This window comes from Robinsoniella sp. RHS, assembly GCF_001029355.1.
In the GTDB taxonomy this organism is placed as follows: Bacteria; Bacillota; Clostridia; order Lachnospirales; family Lachnospiraceae; genus Robinsoniella; species Robinsoniella peoriensis.
This window is the reverse complement of the sequence record NZ_JNGB01000041.1, coordinates 50,855-69,375: the sequence shown is the minus strand read 5'-3', so window position 1 is coordinate 69,375 and position 18,521 is coordinate 50,855. Positions and strand designations below refer to the sequence as shown.

Here is an 18,521-nt window from a genome sequence, read left to right as displayed (position 1 = left end):
ACCTGGAAATCACGGAGATGCTCAGAACATCTTTGACGCTGCCGGATGTGACGCAGACGGTTCATCCCCTCGCTTTAAAGATAAAGAGTTATCTGGAAGAGAATTTCGAGAAAAGTGTAACAAATGAAATATTGTCCCGTGAATTCGGCTTTGTGTCTTCGTATCTGAGCAAGATCTTTAAGAACCAGTTCCGTATGACTCCTGGGAATTACCTGATCAAACTGCGTATCAATAAGGCCAAGAGCCTGATTCGGGAAAATCCTGACCGCTTAATTAAAGATATTGCTGATGCAGTGGGCTATAATGATCCCTATTATTTTTCAAAGGTGTTTTATAAAGAAGAAAATATGTGGCCTTCCGATTACAAATAATGGTGATGGTCTGAAACTGTTTATTATTTTCCATCCGGTGTTTCGGATATTACATTTCGTTTAGAAGGTGCTTCAGCTATAATAATACTAAGTCAAGGGACAAACGAACTTGAGAAATTATAATTCAGGGAGGAAATACGATGAAGAACAGAGCAGTTAAAAAAGGATTGAGTATTATTTTGGCGGCAGCAATGATAACCGGACTTACCGGATGCGGTGTTTCAGGCGGTGAAGGAAAAGATACCGCCGGGGAAAGCAGTACTTCTTCTAATGCAGAAAGTGGTAAGGAAGCTGGGGAGGGTAACAGTTCGCCGGCTAAAGACGGGGAGATGCGAAAAGTTACCTATATGGTAGGACAGTCAACTTATATCGAATCCGCATTTACTAAAATTGCTGAGAAGATGAAAGAAGAGAAAGGAATTGAGATAGAATTTCAGGTAACGCCTGATTCCCAGGGGACAAATTTAACTCAGACAAAGCTGGCATCGGGCGAAGTACCGGATATTATGCAGCTTAACATTCCGGAAAACTACTACATTTATGATGCCGAAAAAAACTTTATCACGATGGATGATCAGCCCTGGGTAGAACGGCTGGCATTTGATAAATCAGAGATCACTTATACAGATGGCCATATCTATGGTATGCCCATAACCGGATTTTCAGGTGTCATGGGTGTGATTTATAATAAGGAAGTATTTAAAGAGAATAATCTTGAGGTACCAAAGACTTATGATGAGTTTTTAAAGGTATGTGAAACGCTGAAGGCGAATGGTCAGACTCCGATCTACATATCCGGCAATGACAACTGGACTATTCAAATTGCACCTATGATTTTTCTTGCAAATGCGCTGAATGACAAAGCAACTGAAACCTATGATAAGTTATATAACAATGAACTGACATTTGCCGGTATCCCGGAATTTAAAGAAGCGCTGCAAAGCTATCAGGATTGGTTTACCAATGGATATACCAATACAGATTATACAGTGGGAACTTTTGAAGATTCCAAAGAAAAAGTTGCGCATAAAGAGGCAGCAATGATTATTTCCGGTGAATATGCAGTTACTGACATCATGACCAAATGGCCGGATGCCCAGATTGGGATGTTTCCCCTTCCTTACAATGATGTAGATAAATTTTTGACCTCTAAATATGTATTTGGTGAAGCAATTCCAAAAGACAGCAAAAATATTGATACTGCATTAGAGGTGCTGAATACCTTGTCCCAACCGGAATATCTGGAGATTTATCTGAGTGCCAATCCGCTTAATTCTCCTTATAAAGATGTGGAAAGTGTAAATATCAATTCTGTCTTAAAAGAAGTCTATGCAGATTATTTTGATTCTAATAAAGTATTGCCGCAGATTGCAGATATGATCGGAAAATTCGGTTCTTTAAACAACGATGTATTCTTCCCGGTATATACCCAGGTAGCCCAGGGCGGAGATATCGATGAAGCAATCGAACAGTTTGACAGCGGAATGCAGGAATATGGTAAAAATGTAGGTGTAGAAGCTTTTCAATAGTTGATTACAATAAGAAAAGTCTCTGTTTCTATCAGGGACTTTTTTTAATACCGGAAAACAGGAAATTTAAGGAGATTTCAGGAAAAGAGGATGAAAATGAAGAGAAAAAAGAAAGCAGCCATGGATATTTATAGTTTCAAGCTGGCTCTTCCGGCTATTGCAATCTATACCTTGATGTTTGCAGTGCCGGTTATACTGGGGGTGTTTACGGCCTTTACCAATTGGAGCATCCGGGATTTATATAATTTTACTTTTAATGGTATCGATAATTTTTTGAAGATTTTTAACGATAAATATTTCTTCCTGGCAATCAAAAATACTTTTTTATTTGCAGTTGTCACGACAGTTGTAAAAGTAATATTTGCTGTGCTCTTGGCAGTTGCGCTGGTGAAGCCGCTTAAAACAAGGAGCGTGTTAAGAAGCGTTTTCTATATACCAAGTATACTAAGCGGTGTGGTAGTGGGACTTATCTTTACTTCGTTTTTTAAAGCCGATGGTATGTTTGATCAGATTCTGAGATTTTTTGGATATGGCGGCGATATTGTATGGCTTGGAAATGAAGCAACGGCTATGTGGTGTGTGATTTGGACCGATATCTGGAAAGGCACAGGATTTGCAATGATGATATTTATTGCAGGTTTACAGGGGATACCGGCGGACTACTATGAAGCAGCAGCCATAGATGGAGCAACCGGATTTAAGCAGTTTTTCAGGGTAACGCTGCCCTTGCTGATTCCATCCTTTACCGTTGTAATTACATCCAGTCTGATTGCCGGATTGAAAGTTTTTGACAATGTCTATGTTCTGACAAATGGAGGACCGGGATTTGCAACGCAGGTTCTGGCAACATATGTCTACAAAAACTATTCTGCGGGATTTCTGGGCAAATCAAGTGCAATGAGTCTGATATTAACTGTGATTGTCTGCGTGTGCACCATAGGGCTGAACAAATTTTTAAGAAGTAAGGAGATCGAAGCATAATGGTAAAGAGAAAAGGAAAATTTAAATTAGCCATATTAGAAATTATGATAATCATAATTAGCCTGATCATTATAATTCCACTTCTGATCATGTTCTTCGGAAGTGTAAAGAACCAGGTGGAGGCAGCACAGTTTACCATTAGTCTGCCCAGTGAGTGGCACTTTGAAAACTTTGCATTTGTAATTGAAACAGGAAAAATTCTGGGATCATTTTTTAACAGTGTGGTTATTACAGGAAGTGCAACTGTGATCGGTGTTTGCTGTGCAGCAATGGCAGCCTTTGTAATTGCAAGAAAAAAGACAAAAGGGGGAGAAAATCTCTATAATTATTTTTTTCTGGGTATGATTGCCCCCATGCAGATTATAACCACTTATCTTATGCTGAATGTTCTGCATTTATCAGGTTCTTTTATAGGAATAATTCTCATTTACGTGTCAATTAATCTGCCTTTTAATACATTTTTATTTACCAGTTTTATATCGGGAATACCAAAAGAGATCGATGAGGCGGCAAATGTAGACGGCTGTGGAATCTGGCGTTTATTTTTCACCATTATTATGCCATTGCTCAAACCGGTGATTGCCACGAGCAGTGTTATTTTTGCAATGAATGTATGGAATGATTTTCAGCTTCCGCTGTATTTTTTAAGCAGTCCGTCAAAATATACCATGCCACTTACAATTTATAATTTTTATGGAAAATATTTTAGTAATTGGAATTATGTATTTGCTGATATGGTACTTACTGCAATCCCTATTTTGATTGTTTACCTGATTGCGCAAAAGTATATCGTAGCGGGTATGACGGCCGGTGCAGTAAAGGGTTGAATTGCATTAAGAATAAGTGATACGAAAGGATAGAAAAATGAAGGCGCTACAGGTGAAGCTGCAAAATTGTGCAGTTCAGGCAGGAATAGAAAGAATGCCTGTAATAAAGTGGGAATATAGCCAGAAAGATGCGGGGTTTGAGCAGAAGGCATATCGTATGATAATCAGCGAAGGTACAAAAAAGGTATATGATTCAGGAACAGTATATAGCAGCCGACAAAATGGATTGGAGGCAGATTTCCCGCTGCATACCCATAAAAAGTACCAAATCATTATTGAAATCACAGATAACACTGGTTATAAGGAAAAAAGTGACCCGGCGTATTTTATAAGCGGAATCTGTGGTCAGTCTGACTGGCGCGGGAAATGGATATCTAATATGACTAAGAAACCTTTTTTCACAGGGACGAGGTTCGATGTGGGAAAGGAGGTCAGTGCGGCTTACTTATCGGTCTGTGGTTTGGGGCAGTATGAAGCAGTCATAAATGAAAAAAAGGCAGGCAGTTCTGTTCTGAACGGCTCGTGGACAGATTTTCATAAGCAGGTACATTATCAGACTTATGATGTTACAGAGCATTTATGTTCCGGAGAAAACAACATTTCTATAGAGGTGGGAAATGGCTGGTATATTGCCGATACCTCAGAAGACAGACATTTTTATACCCTGAATCATCGCTATCAGCCATATGGTAAATATCTTACCTGTATGGTGCAGATGACAATCTATTTTGCAGATGGAAGTCAGAAGAATGTATGTTCAGATGGAAACTGGTGGACAGCACCAAGTCCAACATTGCTTGCAAATGTTTATGGCTCAGAGGATTATGATGCGGGGAAATGGAGCGGATACAGTGAATTGTATCATCGGACTGGGAAAGAGAAGGCAGTGGAAATGAAGGAGGAAGATCTTCCAGGAGGATACCTCACCCCAATGTTATATCCCCCGGTAATAGTTAAAAAAATTTATGAAACACGGAAGATTACAGAACAGGGAAAAAATTGTTATGTATTTGATCTTGGTCAGAATATGTCCGGTCAGTTTGAAATTCATGTAAAGGGAAAGAAAGGTCAGAAAATAAAGATCACGCCTGTTGAGAAGATAAATGCAGAAGGAAAGTGTGAGAAAACAACAGAAACCTGGTGCTATTATATCCTGTCCGGCGGTGGAGAAACAGAGATCTGGCGTCCGAAGTTTTCGTATGCAGCCGGAAGATGGATTATGGTTGAGGGGGTAACAAGAGAACATGATAATGACGTTCTGCCCTGCATCATTGATGTAAAAGGTTATTTTGTAACGTCAGCGGCTGAAGATACGGGATTTTTTTCCTGCTCTGACAGACGGTATGAACAAATACATGATCTGGTAAAAAGGGCAGTGGAAAGCAATCTGAACCATATACATACAGACTGCCCCTCCATAGAAAAACTTGGGTGGCTGGAACCAAACCATCTGATGGGTCCTTCGATCATGTATCTCAAAAACGTGGATACCCTGTGGGAAAAAATTTCCGCTGACATGAGAGCGGCACAATATGAGGATGGGGAGAGAGATCGGGACACCGGCTGTTTTCCTCATGAATACTCAGCCGGGCTTATTCCATCCATAGCGCCAAGATATGCGAAATTTATTACGGACTGCGGGGAAGGCAGCTTCTGGGATATTATTCCCTGGGGCAGCAGTATTCTGTTAGCGGCGGATATCCAGAATCAATTTTATGGAAATAGCAGAGTGATCAGAGAAAACTATGCGGCAGCTAAAAAATATGTTGATTACCAGTATCAGAAATATCAGGATTATCCTTCTATTTATCATCATTCCGGCAGTGAACATTTTATACGTCACGGACTGGGGGACTGGGGAATCCAGCAGAACAAAGGAGAATGCCGGGAGAATCTGGAGACAGCATTTTTATTTAAAGATCTCTGCCTGCTTTCCGAATTTTCCTTTATTAACGGAGACAGGGAAGCGGGAGTGGAATATCAGATGAAAGCTTCCGAAGTGAGGGATGCTTATAATAAAGCGCTTTTGAAATACGATGAAGCCAGTGACCAATGGTTCTACGATGCTTTTGATTGCAAAGATAAAAAGATAACTCAGGCAAATCAGGCAATCCCATTGTATTTTGGCATGGTGCCTGAAGATAAGAGAACCCCGGTGGAGAAAAGCTTACTGCAGGTTACCGGGAAAGGCAGATTTTGTTCAGGGGAAATCGGACTGCGCTTTATATTCAGAACTCTTGCCGGCCTTGGAAGGAATGATCTGATACAGGATATGATAATGCAGGAGGAGCATCCCAGTTACTACAGGTTTATCCAACAGGGAGAAACAACACTGCCGGAATTCTGGCGGGATGATGCCAGAAGCAGGAACCACGACATGATGGGACAGATTGTGGAATGGTTTTACAGTGAAGTGGCAGGCATTACATCAAAAGATGGTTTTGGCAGCATTCGTATTGCGCCCCAGCTTGTGAAAGATCTAAAATGGTTAAACTGTGAATATCATGCAATAACAGGAAAGATACAGGTTCGTTGTGAAAAAAGAGCAGAAACCTGTTATATGGCAGTTACGGTTCCGGTTAATACACATGCTGTGATCCATCTACCCCAAATATATGACAACATGGTTTATACCTGCAGCCAGCCGGATGTCCACGTCCAAAACGGTGTCTGCCATGTTCCGGGGGGAGTTTATGAGTTCTGGTCTCATCATTGAGACATTCTGAGCTTCGGTGCCATAAGGTGCCATAATTGAAAGAAAATGATAGCTTCGTTATTATATTTATCCAGCATCCATGAACAGCTTTTGTTCATGGATGCTTTTTCTGTTGTGTTGGGGTTTAGGTGATGAATGACGCTTTGTAGATGTAGGGCTTACCGCAGAACTGGCAGTTTCTAACCTTCCTGGAGCTTTTCACGACTATGAGGGCAGCAGATGGTGTTACTTTGCTTTCTGACACAGAACACAGACGATACAGGGGTTGTACTATTTCAGATAATTAGATATAATATGATAAAGGCGGTTTTCTTGTATACATAATAAGATAAATTATATCTACGGAGGCAAAAGATGATTAGAACAATGGAAGAAAGTAGTATGAAATCTCAGAATATCACAGATGATTTTCGGGTTGGTATTGTAAAATGCAGGAAGGATGAGTATCTTTCCATTAAAGAAGTGAATAAGGGATTTCTCAGACTATTCGGATATAAAGTTGCGGATTTGGAAGAATGCTTTGGCAGTGGGCTGGTTAACATCATTCATGCTGATGACAGGCAAAAATTACTGCTGAACATTAAAGAATCAAATCAGAATAAAGATAGAATTGTCTGCTGCTGCCGTATGGTCTGTAAAGATAGAACCTATCTGTGGGTACAGTATTTCGGACAGAGTATCAAAGATGTAAGCGGGGAAGAGATCATACTTGGAATGATCACAGAGAGGATCATGGATCAAGAGGAAGCGAAAGGATTCCTTCACACCAAATGTGGAGTCGGTCCTTTCCTGAAGGATTTAGACGTGGCTTCAGAACAGTCAGAAGTCATGATTTTTGAGTGGGACGTAGTCACGGATACCATGGCATATTCCAGTGATTTTCAAAACAGTGCGCATATAATCCGTGAAATAAGCAGTCATCTGGTGTCATCACATTATACTCATCCCGATGATAAAAAGGTATTGATGAATCTACGCGAAAGTGTAAAGCAGGGGAAATTATATTCAACTTCAGAATTTCGTATCCGGAACGAGAAAAATGAGTACATCTGGTATCGGATTCATGCAATCACACAATATGACAGTGATGAAAAACCTGCCAAGGCGGTAGGGATGATGTTCTGCATTAATGAGGAAATGCAGGTAATAGAGCAGCTGCGCGCCAGGGCAGAACGAGATGTACTGACCGGGCTTTATAACCGGGAAGAGACGGAAGAGAGGATCAAACGGCATTTGCAGGGAAAACCGGCTAATTCTTGTGCTCTGTTGATGATAGACACCGATAATTTCAAACAGATAAATGATACGAAAGGACATATGCTTGGTGATGTAGTTCTCTCAGAGCTGGCAGCCTCGATGAAGAACCGCATGAGAAAAAGCGATATCGTAGGGAGAGTCGGCGGAGATGAGTTCATCATATTTATGAAAGATATCGCATCAAGGGAAGCTGCCAGTAAAAAGACGGAAGAATTACTGCAAGGGTTCAGTCATCTGTTTAAAAATGAGAAGATGGCGGTTCAGATTACCTGCAGTATTGGAATTGCTGTATACCCGGAAGATGGGAATGAGTTCAAAACATTATACCGCCATGCTGATCAGGCATTATATCAGGCAAAAATCCAGGGTAAGAACCAATATGTGATGTACGACTATCAGCACTCATATCAGATTGAGGAAGCAGGTTATTCAAACCTTGTCACTGCTATTGATTCTGAGATAAAGTCATCAGGGCAGCAAAGTAATGTTTTATCTGATATCTTTAAAATACTCTATAGAACGGAGGATACAGAACAGGCAATTAATCTGACCCTGGAGATTGTTGGAAGGCGATTTGATGTGAGCCGCGCCTATATTTTTGAATCTACAGAGGATGGAAAATATCATTCGAATACTTATGAATGGTGCAATAAAGGAATTAATCCGGAAATGGAGAATCTTCAAAATATAGATGCCAGCGAGGCTGGAGATTACAAGACAATGTTTGACGATAATTCTATTTTCTACTGCAGGGACACCCATTTGCTGCCCACCACACAGAGGGAGCTGCTGGAAAAGCAGGGTATTTATTCTACGCTGCAATGTGCATTCTGGAAAGAAAAGGAATTTGCCGGATTTGTAGGGTTTGATGAATGCACAGGTTTACGTCTGTGGACCCGGGAGGAAGTTGACGTACTGTCTATGGTTTCCCAAATGCTGACGACCTTTCTGCAGAAAAAAAGGGTAATGGAGCGGAATGCAGAAATGGAATTACAGATGCGTACTATACTGGATTCCCAGTCTTCCTGCATTTATATCGTGGAGAAGAATACTTTTGCACTCCTATTTTTAAACTCAAAGGCAAAGGAGTTTCGACAGGGTATCCGGCAGGGAGAATGCTGTTACAGTGTATTATTTGATAAAAAGGAACCCTGTGGGTTCTGCCCGCTCCTTGAGGACCGGGTGTGGGAAGGTAAAATGGCAGAGGACAGTATACATTCAAAAATACATGCATCTTCCACGAAATGGTTTGGAAAGGAGGCATATCTTGTTTCATTCCGAATTGAATCGAATGCAGCATTACTCAATACCCGGCAGGATATGGAACATCATATTACTGCGGAAAAAAGTATCGTGGATTGTATCCAATGTCTGACTTCCTCCGAGTATCTGGAAGATGCCATTGAATACGTTCTCGAAATTGTACAGGATTATTATCAGTCGGACAGGGTATACATTATTGAGATAGATGAATCAATGGGAGTGGTAAGCAATACTTATGAGATTTGTGCAGAAGGGGTTGAGCCCCAGATTAATATGCTGCAGAACGTTCCCCTTGAGGCGATTACTTTCTGGATGGAGCAGTTTGAATTAAAAGATTACATTAACATAGAAAATGTTGATGAACTGGGAGATGAACGCCACCTGGAATTTGAGATATTAAAAGAGCAGGGAATCAATAGCCTTATGGCGATACCCCTCTATGTAAAGGGGGAGATGAAAGGCTTTTTAGGAATCGATGATCCGAAGATACACAAGGAAAACTTTTACTATCTGAAGGAACTCAGCTATTTTCTTGAAAATGAGATTTCAAAAAATTCACTGAAAAAGAAATTGGTTAAAATGAGCTATCAGGATTCTATGACGGGACTGGAGAATCGAAATAGCTATATGACATATTGTGATGATTTTTTAGAAAGCCATCCCGCTCCGGTAGGTGTGGCATTCATGGATATCAACGGATTGAAAAAGCTGAATGACTTAAAAGGACATCTTTGCGGGAATATGCTGATTAACCATATCGCAGAGAAGATGAAAGAATTTTTTCCAAAGGAGCGTTGCTTTCGGCTTAGCGGGGATGAATTTTTAATTGTTACGCAATCCATGTCTTATGATGAATTCCGAAAACAATTAACCGGTTTGACAGAAAGCCTGACGGAAGATGGACACAGTTCAATAGCTATAGGAACAACCTGGAGTGATGTGGAGGCCGACCTGATTGATTTGGTGAATAAAGCGGATCGGCTGATGTATATTAACAAACAGGATTATTATAAGGAAACAAAAGATATCTCAGTTACAAAGATCCCTTTACTTCGGGGGCTGTTGGAGTCTATCCTGAATAACGAATATCTGATTTATCTCCAGCCGAAGCTTAATGTACAAACGGGGAAAATAGACAGTGCGGAAGTCCTGGTACGTTATCGGGAAAAGGATGGCACGATCTCTTCCCCTGCTAAATTCATACCAATGCTGGAAAGTGAAGGATTAATCTCAAATATAGACTTTTTTGTGATGGAAGAAGTGTGCAGGCTGCTGACTAAGTGGAAGGCTGCGCACTTATCAGACATGAAATTAGCAATCAACTTTTCCAGAATCACCCTGTTCGATCATCATTTTCTAAAACAATTCCAGGATATCTTTGAACGATATAGCTTAAGGCCGGGGCAACTGGAGGTGGAAGTAACGGAAACCCAGGAAACTTTGAATAAGAAGCTGATGGCACGATTACTGGATGAACTTAGTAATCGGGGATTTCGTATTGCTTTAGATGATTTTGGGGTTGAGTATTCTTCTTATGAATTTTTGCTCATGGCAAATTTTAATCTTATGAAGATAGACAAAGGCATTGTTCAAAGGTACGGAGAGACAAAGAAATGCGAAACTTTAATGAAACACATCGTTGATATGGGGCATGATCTTGGCATCAGCTGCTGTGCTGAGGGTGTGGAGACGGAAGAACAATTTCACTTTATAAAATCAATTGGCTGCGATTATATACAGGGGTACCTGATTGGGAAGCCGGTATCTATAGAGCAGTTTGAAATCAAATATTTGGAAAAATAAAAACTATGGTGTGCCAGGCTTTTCGAAGCCTGGCATTTTAAATTCCCCCGGTAAAAAAAATCCCCCTAAACAAGTAAAATACCTCCTCACAGTTTGAAGCAAATGATTGCTATAATGTGATTATATAAAGTTTCCGGAATCGGAAGTATGAAGTACCCTGAGAGATCAGTCTTAAAAAATGGAAACTTATAGAAGGAGGAACAAGGATGAAGAAAAAGATTTATGGTTTGAAACGCTGGCTCGCATTGACGCTGGCAAGCTCATTAATCTGTACCCTGGTGCCGGACATCGACACACTGGCAGCTGCTTCCGGGCCCAATGCAGAGGAGGGAGCCGTGACACAGGGGGCTGCAGAGGAACCCTGGATTGCATCACCTTATGTTAATGAGAAAGGAGAAGTGGTAGAAGGGCTTGAAAATGCAGTCAATGGAAAGCGCCATTGGCTGGAAACGGATGAATCTCTGCCGGTTACAGTGACGGAGGATAGTGGTAGCATTACAATTGGAAACAGCATTGTTGAACGCCGCTTTCAGCTTCCCGGGGAAGGCGGAACTGAATTTTACACAGACAGCTACAAAAATCTGTATATCGATAAAGAGATGATGGATGGGGAAACAGTAATGCCGGAAATTTATCTCGGATTATATGATAAACCTTACCGGGAGGTATACAGTGATGAAGGAATCAAAATACATAGGGATTCAATTGCATCTGCGGACAATACGATAGAGATACCGGACAACTGTATCAAAGTGGATCCGGATTACTACTATGTAGGAGGAACCCAAAATAACAACACCTTTGTGTTTGACGGATATACAATCAGCGAAAGCTGTGAAAAGCCCTTTGAATGGACTTCTAACGAAATCTTCGGAGATCCGGCGGCGAAGGAGTGGCCGCCGAAAGGAAAACACCTGGAGTTTAATTTTTCAGCACCAGATTCATTTCCGGAATCCTATCGGGGAATAAAAATAAAAATTATCTACGAAATGTACGACAATATCCCCGCAATGAAAAAGCGTGTGGAGATCGTAAATGAAGGAGACAGCCAGATAATGATTGGGCGGCTGGCACCGGAAGTAATCTATGGCAATCAAAATATGGATGATCTGCTGGCTATGGAAACCACATACACCTGCGGAGATCAGAGCACACTTCCCATTAACCGCCCGCTTCCCTGCAAATGTGACCTGGAAAAAGAGGGAAGCCCATTTCTGGGACTTCAGGATATCACCCACAGCTGTTATGAAGTCGGGCCGGCTTACGAACTGGCAAAGGGAGAATCCATGATCGGGTTTGATACCTATGAATTCGTACACAGCACCTACTGGTTTGAATTGAAAATGCGGGAACGTCTTGGTATTTACCGCACACTGTTTCCGTGGATCACAGATAACCCGCTGACCCACCATAATACAGGGAGATTGACAAAGGAAGTCATTGATCATGCAGCAGAAGCTGAATTTGAAATGATCATACAGTCTTACAGTGCTCCGGATGAATCCAAACAGATGCTTGCCCGGGATCAGGCAACTCTGGATAAGTACAAAGAGCTGGTGGATTATGCTCATAGCAAGGGAATTGCAATCGGAATCTACCAGGCACAGTACACGAGAGGACAGTACAGCCAGAATAAGGAGTATGGTACAAACGCAGAAGGACAGTGGGGTGCCTCCATGTGTCTGGCATCCGCAGCCTTTGATGATTATTGGGATAATTTTAAAAATTTTGTACAGTATACGGGGTTGGACTGTGTGGAGATTGACGGTACCTATCCTGGAAACTACTGTAACTGCGGGGAACAGCACGTGAACAAGGATAAGGAAACGGATCCGGCGAATCCGTTAGATGCAGATACTGGAAAAGCATCAAAATACAAATTCCACAACGGTGTCTTTGATTCCCAGGTTAAGCAGTGGGAAAACGGAGTCCGCATGATGTGTGCAGAATTCCGTGATATGGGTGTATTTGTAAAAGTGCCTGCATGGTATTACTTAAACGGCGCCAACAAATGCGGTATCGGATATGAAGAGGCAGCCTGGAGCCAGCCGAGACAGGAGCAGCTGCTGTATGGCCGTCAGCTTATGCATAATGCTTCCTATGGCAGAACAATGTCCATGAGCTGGTCTCATGTACCGTTTGCAGAATATCACGGCGGCGGCGGGGACGCAGCGTTCCAGCCTTTCAAAGAGAAGAAGGAGGACTATAACTGGGTGATCGCCCAGAATATAGGGAACGGAGTCAATTCTGATTTCCGGGGACCGGCATTATTTGACGATGGAACACAGGATATTCTGAACAAGTGGGTAGAATTTTACAAACGTTACCGGGGAATTGTAAACTCCGATATGGTTCATATTTCCCAGGCAGCCTATGATGCTGCAGGTACCAACCGGCAGCGTGGCGTTAAAATGGATACTTTATACCATGTCAATGCAATGAATGATGGGGAAAAGGGGCTCTTATGGGTATATAACCAGACCGATGAGAAGAAAACCGAAGTAATCAGTGTACCGATGTATTATACCGGGCTTGCAAAAGAACTGAATTATCCGCCGGTGCCGCTGAAAAATTCTATGGGTAAAAATGTCCACAGATATGGCGCTTATCCGCCGAACTACAGCTGGCTTCCCCAGTCTGAACCGAATTACAGACAGCCGGATGCCCTGGCTGGTGATTATGGGCAGGCAGTCTTTATGCGTGAAGGAGTTCAGGAGAAAGTATTGTCCATTGACTCTAACGGAAATGTACAGCTGGAAGTGACTTTGCCGCCTATGAGTTTTACTTATTATAGTATTTATAATTCTGAGGAAGCGCCAAAAGTCAGCCTGGAGGTTGGAAAGGTGACCGGACTGACTGCTCAGGAGGCAACCGAAAATTCGGTAGTGCTTGACTGGGATAAAGATGTTGCCTTTAAGATGATCGAAAACGGTATTGAAATTGAAAAGCCGACAGTTACGGTTGACATCTATATGGTATACAGGGACGGCGAGCTGATCGCACAGACTATGGAAAATACATACGAAGACACTTCCCTGGCGGAGCAGAAGAACTATGTTTATACGGTAAAGGCAGTCGCAAAAGGTGTGGAAGGCAGCTTAAGTGATCCGGTTTCCGTAGATACAAAAGCAGATAACAATGCACCCCAGGTTACAAAAGTGGAAGCGAGAAGTGATACGGTCATTGAAGTTCTATTTAATGAGGCAGTAGATACTAAGACCGCAGAAAATATCGGAAATTACAGTGTCTCAGATGGCATCAGTGTGAAGGAGGCCCGGGTTGAGGAAGCGAAGGTTACGCTGACGACAGATACGCTTTCCATGCTGCAGCCGTACACCATAAAGATAGAAAATGTCTGTGATGCTTCTGCGGCAAAGAACCAGATGGAAGTACACAAACAGAAAATCATCTACGGCTACATTGCCAAGTTTGGATTTGAAAAAGCAGGTGAAGGGCTGATTACGGATGCGTTCGGCAATTATACCGGAAAAGCCAGTAATATGGAAACACTGGAGCAGACCTACGGCTCCGCAGCAAGACTGAAAGAAGAAAAAACTTCTTATGGTAATCTGGGAAGCGGACTGCTAAAGGGGATGGACCAGTACTCTATGAGCCTTTGGTTTAAGACCGATTCAGAGAAAAAACAGATTTTACTGAGCCAGGGGCAGGAAGGAATTCCGGCAGACGATCTGACACTTACGGCGGAGTCGGGAAGCCTGAGCTTCCATGCCAGTGATGCAGACAGTAAAGAAGTTGCACTCAGCGGCGGAACCGTTCTCCCCGGAAAATGGAATCTGGCGGTGGTTGTAAGAGACGGACAAACGTTTACGCTTTATTTAAATGGGGAAGCTGTGGACACGAAGACAGCTGACATTGGTGTAAATGACACCCAGAATGCTTTACTGGCCGGTGCCATGAGGAATAATGCAGGCGGTGACCGCGTGAACTATTTCAGCGGCGATATCAGCGAAATATCATTATATAATGTATCTCTGCAACAGTCAGACGTAACACTTTTGGAGCAGTCGGGATTCGTTGCGTTCAGTGCAGCTGCGGACTCAGCTAAGTCATTGGATGAGCGCCTTTACACAGAGGAGAGCTACAAACCGCTTGGAGATATCATTCAGGAGATTGACAAAATGGATCCGGTAAGCATAATGCCGGCGGAGATTGTTGATTTGATGAAACGTATGCAGGAAGCGATGAATGGTTTAACTCTAAAAGACAGCAATAAGTCGTTAACGGCACTCTACCATATGGACGAGGCTAAGGGAGATGTTATTTCCAATGCGGTGCAGGGTTATAATGCCGGGTTCATAAATGGACAGTATATGCGTATAGCTACACCTTTCGGACGTGGTGCCTATATGTATGAAAAAAATCAGAACTATATCTCCATTCCGGATTCTCCCATTGCAGGGCTGGATACGTTTAGCGTACAGGGATGGTTTAAGCCCCAGTTATTTTTAGACAATGAGGTTACGGATACCGAAGATGATTTTACCCATGTCAGAGGAACTCCAAAACAGGTACTGCTGTCAGATCAGGGCGGAAATATGGTGCTTTCACTTCAACAGAGAAAACTGGTTCTGGAAGTTTCAGACGGCGCACAGACGCAAACTCTGAAGTCCGCAGATGAATTTGCAATGGAACAGGTAACAGGCGGAGAATCCCGTCAGGCATGGAACCATTTTGCAATTACCCGCAGCAAAGATACCTTTACCCTCTACTTGAATGGAAATAAAATGGGAGAGGTCTCCCAGCAAGGTGTTGACACAGGAAGATCCTTAACGATAGGTGCGAAGATAAATGATGAAAAGGTCAGGGAACTCCAGTACAACGGCCTGGTGGATGAATTTGCTTTCTATAGTACAGCGCTTGGACAGGATGATATAAATGCTTCAGCAGAGGCAATTCCGTTCCGGAAATCAGAGAGGGAAAACCTTGCGCTGAATAAGACACTGAACAGTGACGGAATGACAGATCCAAAAAGGCTGAATGATGGTAAAGTATTGGATTATGCAAGTAAGGATACTCCCTGGACGGCACGTTCCAATGGTACATCGGATGGTCTGAAATACCAGATTGATCTGGAGGCTTTGTATGACATTGATACGGTTTCCCTTACACAGTTCTTCCGCAATTATAATAATGAAGAATTGAGAAGATATCGGGATGTGGTAATTCAGATATCCACAGCCAAGGATTTTGCACCTGAAAATACAACAACAGTCCTCAATACCGATTCGGATAACAGTATGGGGTATGGGGCAGGTACCGATCAGACTTTCTATAGCTTTGAATTAGGCAATGATTTGATTCTTGATAAACCGGTAACGGGACGATATGTACGCCTGATAAACAGCGGATTCTATGGACTTAGCGGAAGCTATTCCGGATATGTTAATGTATCCGAGCTTGAGGTTTACGGCTCAAAGGCTGCAGCCAGACCGGAGATCAAGGTATCAGCTGATGACGTGAATCTGAAAGTTGCTGGAGACAGAGAATTTGTAAAAGTTACCACTGATCTGGATACAAACCTGGCCGATTTAACCGTTGAGTCCCAAAACGAAGAAATAGCAGCAGCAAACTGGAGTAAAGCGGATGGCCTGCAGATCAACGGAGTGGGAAAAGGGAACACGGATATTATAATAACCCATCCAAAGGACAGCAGTATCACAAAGGTTATTCACGTAACCGTGGAAGGTCTTGAGCCGGATGCTGTTATAAATGATGATAACGAAGCAATTGTATATAACGGAAGCTTTACTTATTACAGCGGCAGGGGCGGTGATCCGGATGGCGTTACAGAGTATAACAGAGACATCCACTATGGAAATCTAACAGGTGATTCGGCAGAATATACCTTTACCGGAACCGGAATTGATATTATTACAACGGTTAATACCGATGGCTGTCTTCTGGGCATTACCATAGACGGAGAGGCACAAAATGATGTCAATACCCTGATCCCAAATGAAAGATATTTTAAACGGGCAAACCAGATGTGTGTATTCAGCAAAACGGATCTGTCTTATGGGGAGCATACAATACGACTGGAAAATAAAGGCGGAAATATCACAATAGATGCACTGCGCACCTATGCTGATGAGGACAAGATTGTGGATAAGACCCAGTTACAGCAGGTGCTGGAAACAGCAGAAGCTTATATTCCGGATGCTTATACAGAAGTGAGTTTTGCCGTACTGGAAGCTGCTATTGCAGAAGCAAAAGCGGTTTATGAAAATGAATATGCGGATCAGGACGCAGTAGATGAACAGATTGGAAAGCTTCAGGATGCAATTGCACAGCTGGAAAGTATATTGGCGGATCTGACGCAGTTACAGTCCTTATACAATGCAATAGAACAACTGGATACGAGTATCTATACAGAAGAAAGTGCAGCAGCATTGAAAGAAGCAATGAATAGAGCAGCCGAAGTTCTGAAAAAAGAAAATGCAACAAAGGCAGAAGCAGCCGAGGCTGAATCCGGATTGCTGGTAGCGTTGGCAGGACTGGATAAAGTGGAAACGGAGCCGGAACCGGAAACGGATAAATCACTGGCGAAAGCTTTATACAATGCATACAAAGAACTGGATCTGTCCGGTTACACAGATGACAGTGCAGCTGAATTCACAAATGCACTGGAGGCATTACAGATAATGATTGACAAAGAAGACGCAGCGCAGGAAGAAGTAGATGCAGTTATAGCAGATCTTCTGTCCGCAGCAACAGCACTTAAGGTACAGCCGGAAGATCCGGAGGTACCGGAAATCGAGACAGACTTCTCGATGCTGAACGTTCTTTACCATGCATATGCCGGACTGGATACCGGAAAGTACACAAAAGAAAGTGCAGATGCTTTCCTTGCAGCATTTCATCATGCAGAGGAAGTACTGAATAACCCAGATGCAGACCAGACAGCAGTGGATGAAGCGGCAGCAGCACTGGCAAAAGCAGCAGCAGAATTAACAATAGAGCCGGAGACACCAGAGATCACAACAGATAAAGCGACTTTAAAAGTGCTCTATAGTGCCTATGCGGGACTGGACACAGCGAAATACACCCAGGCCAGTGCCAATGCACTAAAATATGCCGTTGCCCGGGCGGGAGCAGTATTAAACAATGCACAAGCAACCCAGGAACAGATAGATCAGGCGGCATCCGGGCTGATGGCAGCAGCAACCGGACTGGAACTGAAACCGGTGAAACCGGAAGAGCCTCCCAAACCGGCAGCACCTGTACTGAAAAAAGGCCAGATACTTACTTATAAAGGACTCCGGTATAAAGTGACCAACCCAACACCGGGCAAAGCAACTGTATTAGTAGCCGGGGCTTCCAACAGGAATGTAAAGAAAGTAACTGTTCCATCAACGGTAACGTTAAAAGGAGTAAAATGCAAGGTAACCAAGATAGGGCAGAAATCCTTTAAGGGTTACAAGAAGCTGGAGCAGATTACCATCGGTGCAAATGTGACTGCCATTGGACAACAGGCATTCTATGGAGACAGCAGACTGACATCTATTACCGTTAAATCAAAGGTACTGAAGAATGCATACAGCAAGTCACTGAAGGGAATTTCTTCAAAGGCAAAGATTAATGTTCCGAATTCAAAAGTGAAAGAGTATAAGAAAATATTTAAGAACAGAGGACAGAAGAGCAGCGTAGTAATTAAGTAAAATTAGTATCAGCAGCATCATAATCAGAAACAATGCCCTTTTCCCGGCAGAAAACGGTTTAACCGCAGCCGGGAGGAGGGCATAGCAGCAGAGAG

At 42.6% G+C, this 18,521-nt stretch carries 7 protein-coding genes; all 7 read left to right on the top strand.

All coding sequences use genetic code 11. The features are described 5' to 3' along the window. A partial coding sequence (locus RHS_RS17585; protein ID WP_395022830.1) for a helix-turn-helix domain-containing protein occupies window positions 1–371 on the top strand: 371 nt, incomplete at its 5' end. Between the two features lie 140 nt (window positions 372–511). Further along, window positions 512–1,900: an ABC transporter substrate-binding protein gene (locus RHS_RS31300; protein ID WP_395022828.1), complete on the top strand. Its 1,389-nt coding sequence runs from the start codon at window positions 512–514 to the stop codon at window positions 1,898–1,900. A gap of 96 nt (window positions 1,901–1,996) precedes the next feature. Further along, window positions 1,997–2,881 (top strand): carbohydrate ABC transporter permease, encoded by an 885-nt coding sequence (locus tag RHS_RS17575; RefSeq protein WP_047833909.1) that lies wholly within the window; start codon window positions 1,997–1,999, stop codon window positions 2,879–2,881. Continuing rightward, the gene (locus tag RHS_RS17570; protein WP_047833908.1) at window positions 2,881–3,708 is read left to right on the top strand and encodes a carbohydrate ABC transporter permease; all 828 of its coding nucleotides are present in this window, start codon (window positions 2,881–2,883) and stop codon (window positions 3,706–3,708) included. Before RHS_RS17575 ends, RHS_RS17570 begins: the two co-directional genes overlap by 1 nt. A 37-nt stretch (window positions 3,709–3,745) precedes the next feature. Then, a complete protein-coding gene (locus RHS_RS17565) occupies window positions 3,746–6,424 on the top strand; it encodes a family 78 glycoside hydrolase catalytic domain (RefSeq protein ID WP_047833907.1) in 2,679 nt (892 codons plus the stop codon). A 354-nt stretch (window positions 6,425–6,778) separates the two neighbouring features. After that, window positions 6,779–10,747: a diguanylate cyclase domain-containing protein gene (locus RHS_RS17560; protein WP_047833906.1), complete on the top strand. Its 3,969-nt coding sequence runs from the start codon at window positions 6,779–6,781 to the stop codon at window positions 10,745–10,747. 206 nt (window positions 10,748–10,953) lie between these two features. Beyond that, window positions 10,954–18,426 (top strand): LamG-like jellyroll fold domain-containing protein, encoded by a 7,473-nt coding sequence (locus RHS_RS17555; RefSeq protein WP_047833905.1) that lies wholly within the window; start codon window positions 10,954–10,956, stop codon window positions 18,424–18,426. The last annotated feature ends 95 nt before the right edge of the window (window positions 18,427–18,521 follow it).

What these genes read in the sequence shown, in the direction of transcription:
- RHS_RS31300 (WP_395022828.1), top strand. Translation starts at nt 512, where the DNA reads ATGAAGAACAGAGCAGTTAAAAAAGGATTGAGTATTATTTTGGCGGCA.
- RHS_RS17575 (WP_047833909.1), top strand. Translation starts at nt 1,997, where the DNA reads ATGAAGAGAAAAAAGAAAGCAGCCATGGATATTTATAGTTTCAAGCTG.
- RHS_RS17570 (WP_047833908.1), top strand. Translation starts at nt 2,881, where the DNA reads ATGGTAAAGAGAAAAGGAAAATTTAAATTAGCCATATTAGAAATTATG.
- RHS_RS17565 (WP_047833907.1), top strand. Translation starts at nt 3,746, where the DNA reads ATGAAGGCGCTACAGGTGAAGCTGCAAAATTGTGCAGTTCAGGCAGGA.
- RHS_RS17560 (WP_047833906.1), top strand. Translation starts at nt 6,779, where the DNA reads ATGATTAGAACAATGGAAGAAAGTAGTATGAAATCTCAGAATATCACA.
- RHS_RS17555 (WP_047833905.1), top strand. Translation starts at nt 10,954, where the DNA reads ATGAAGAAAAAGATTTATGGTTTGAAACGCTGGCTCGCATTGACGCTG.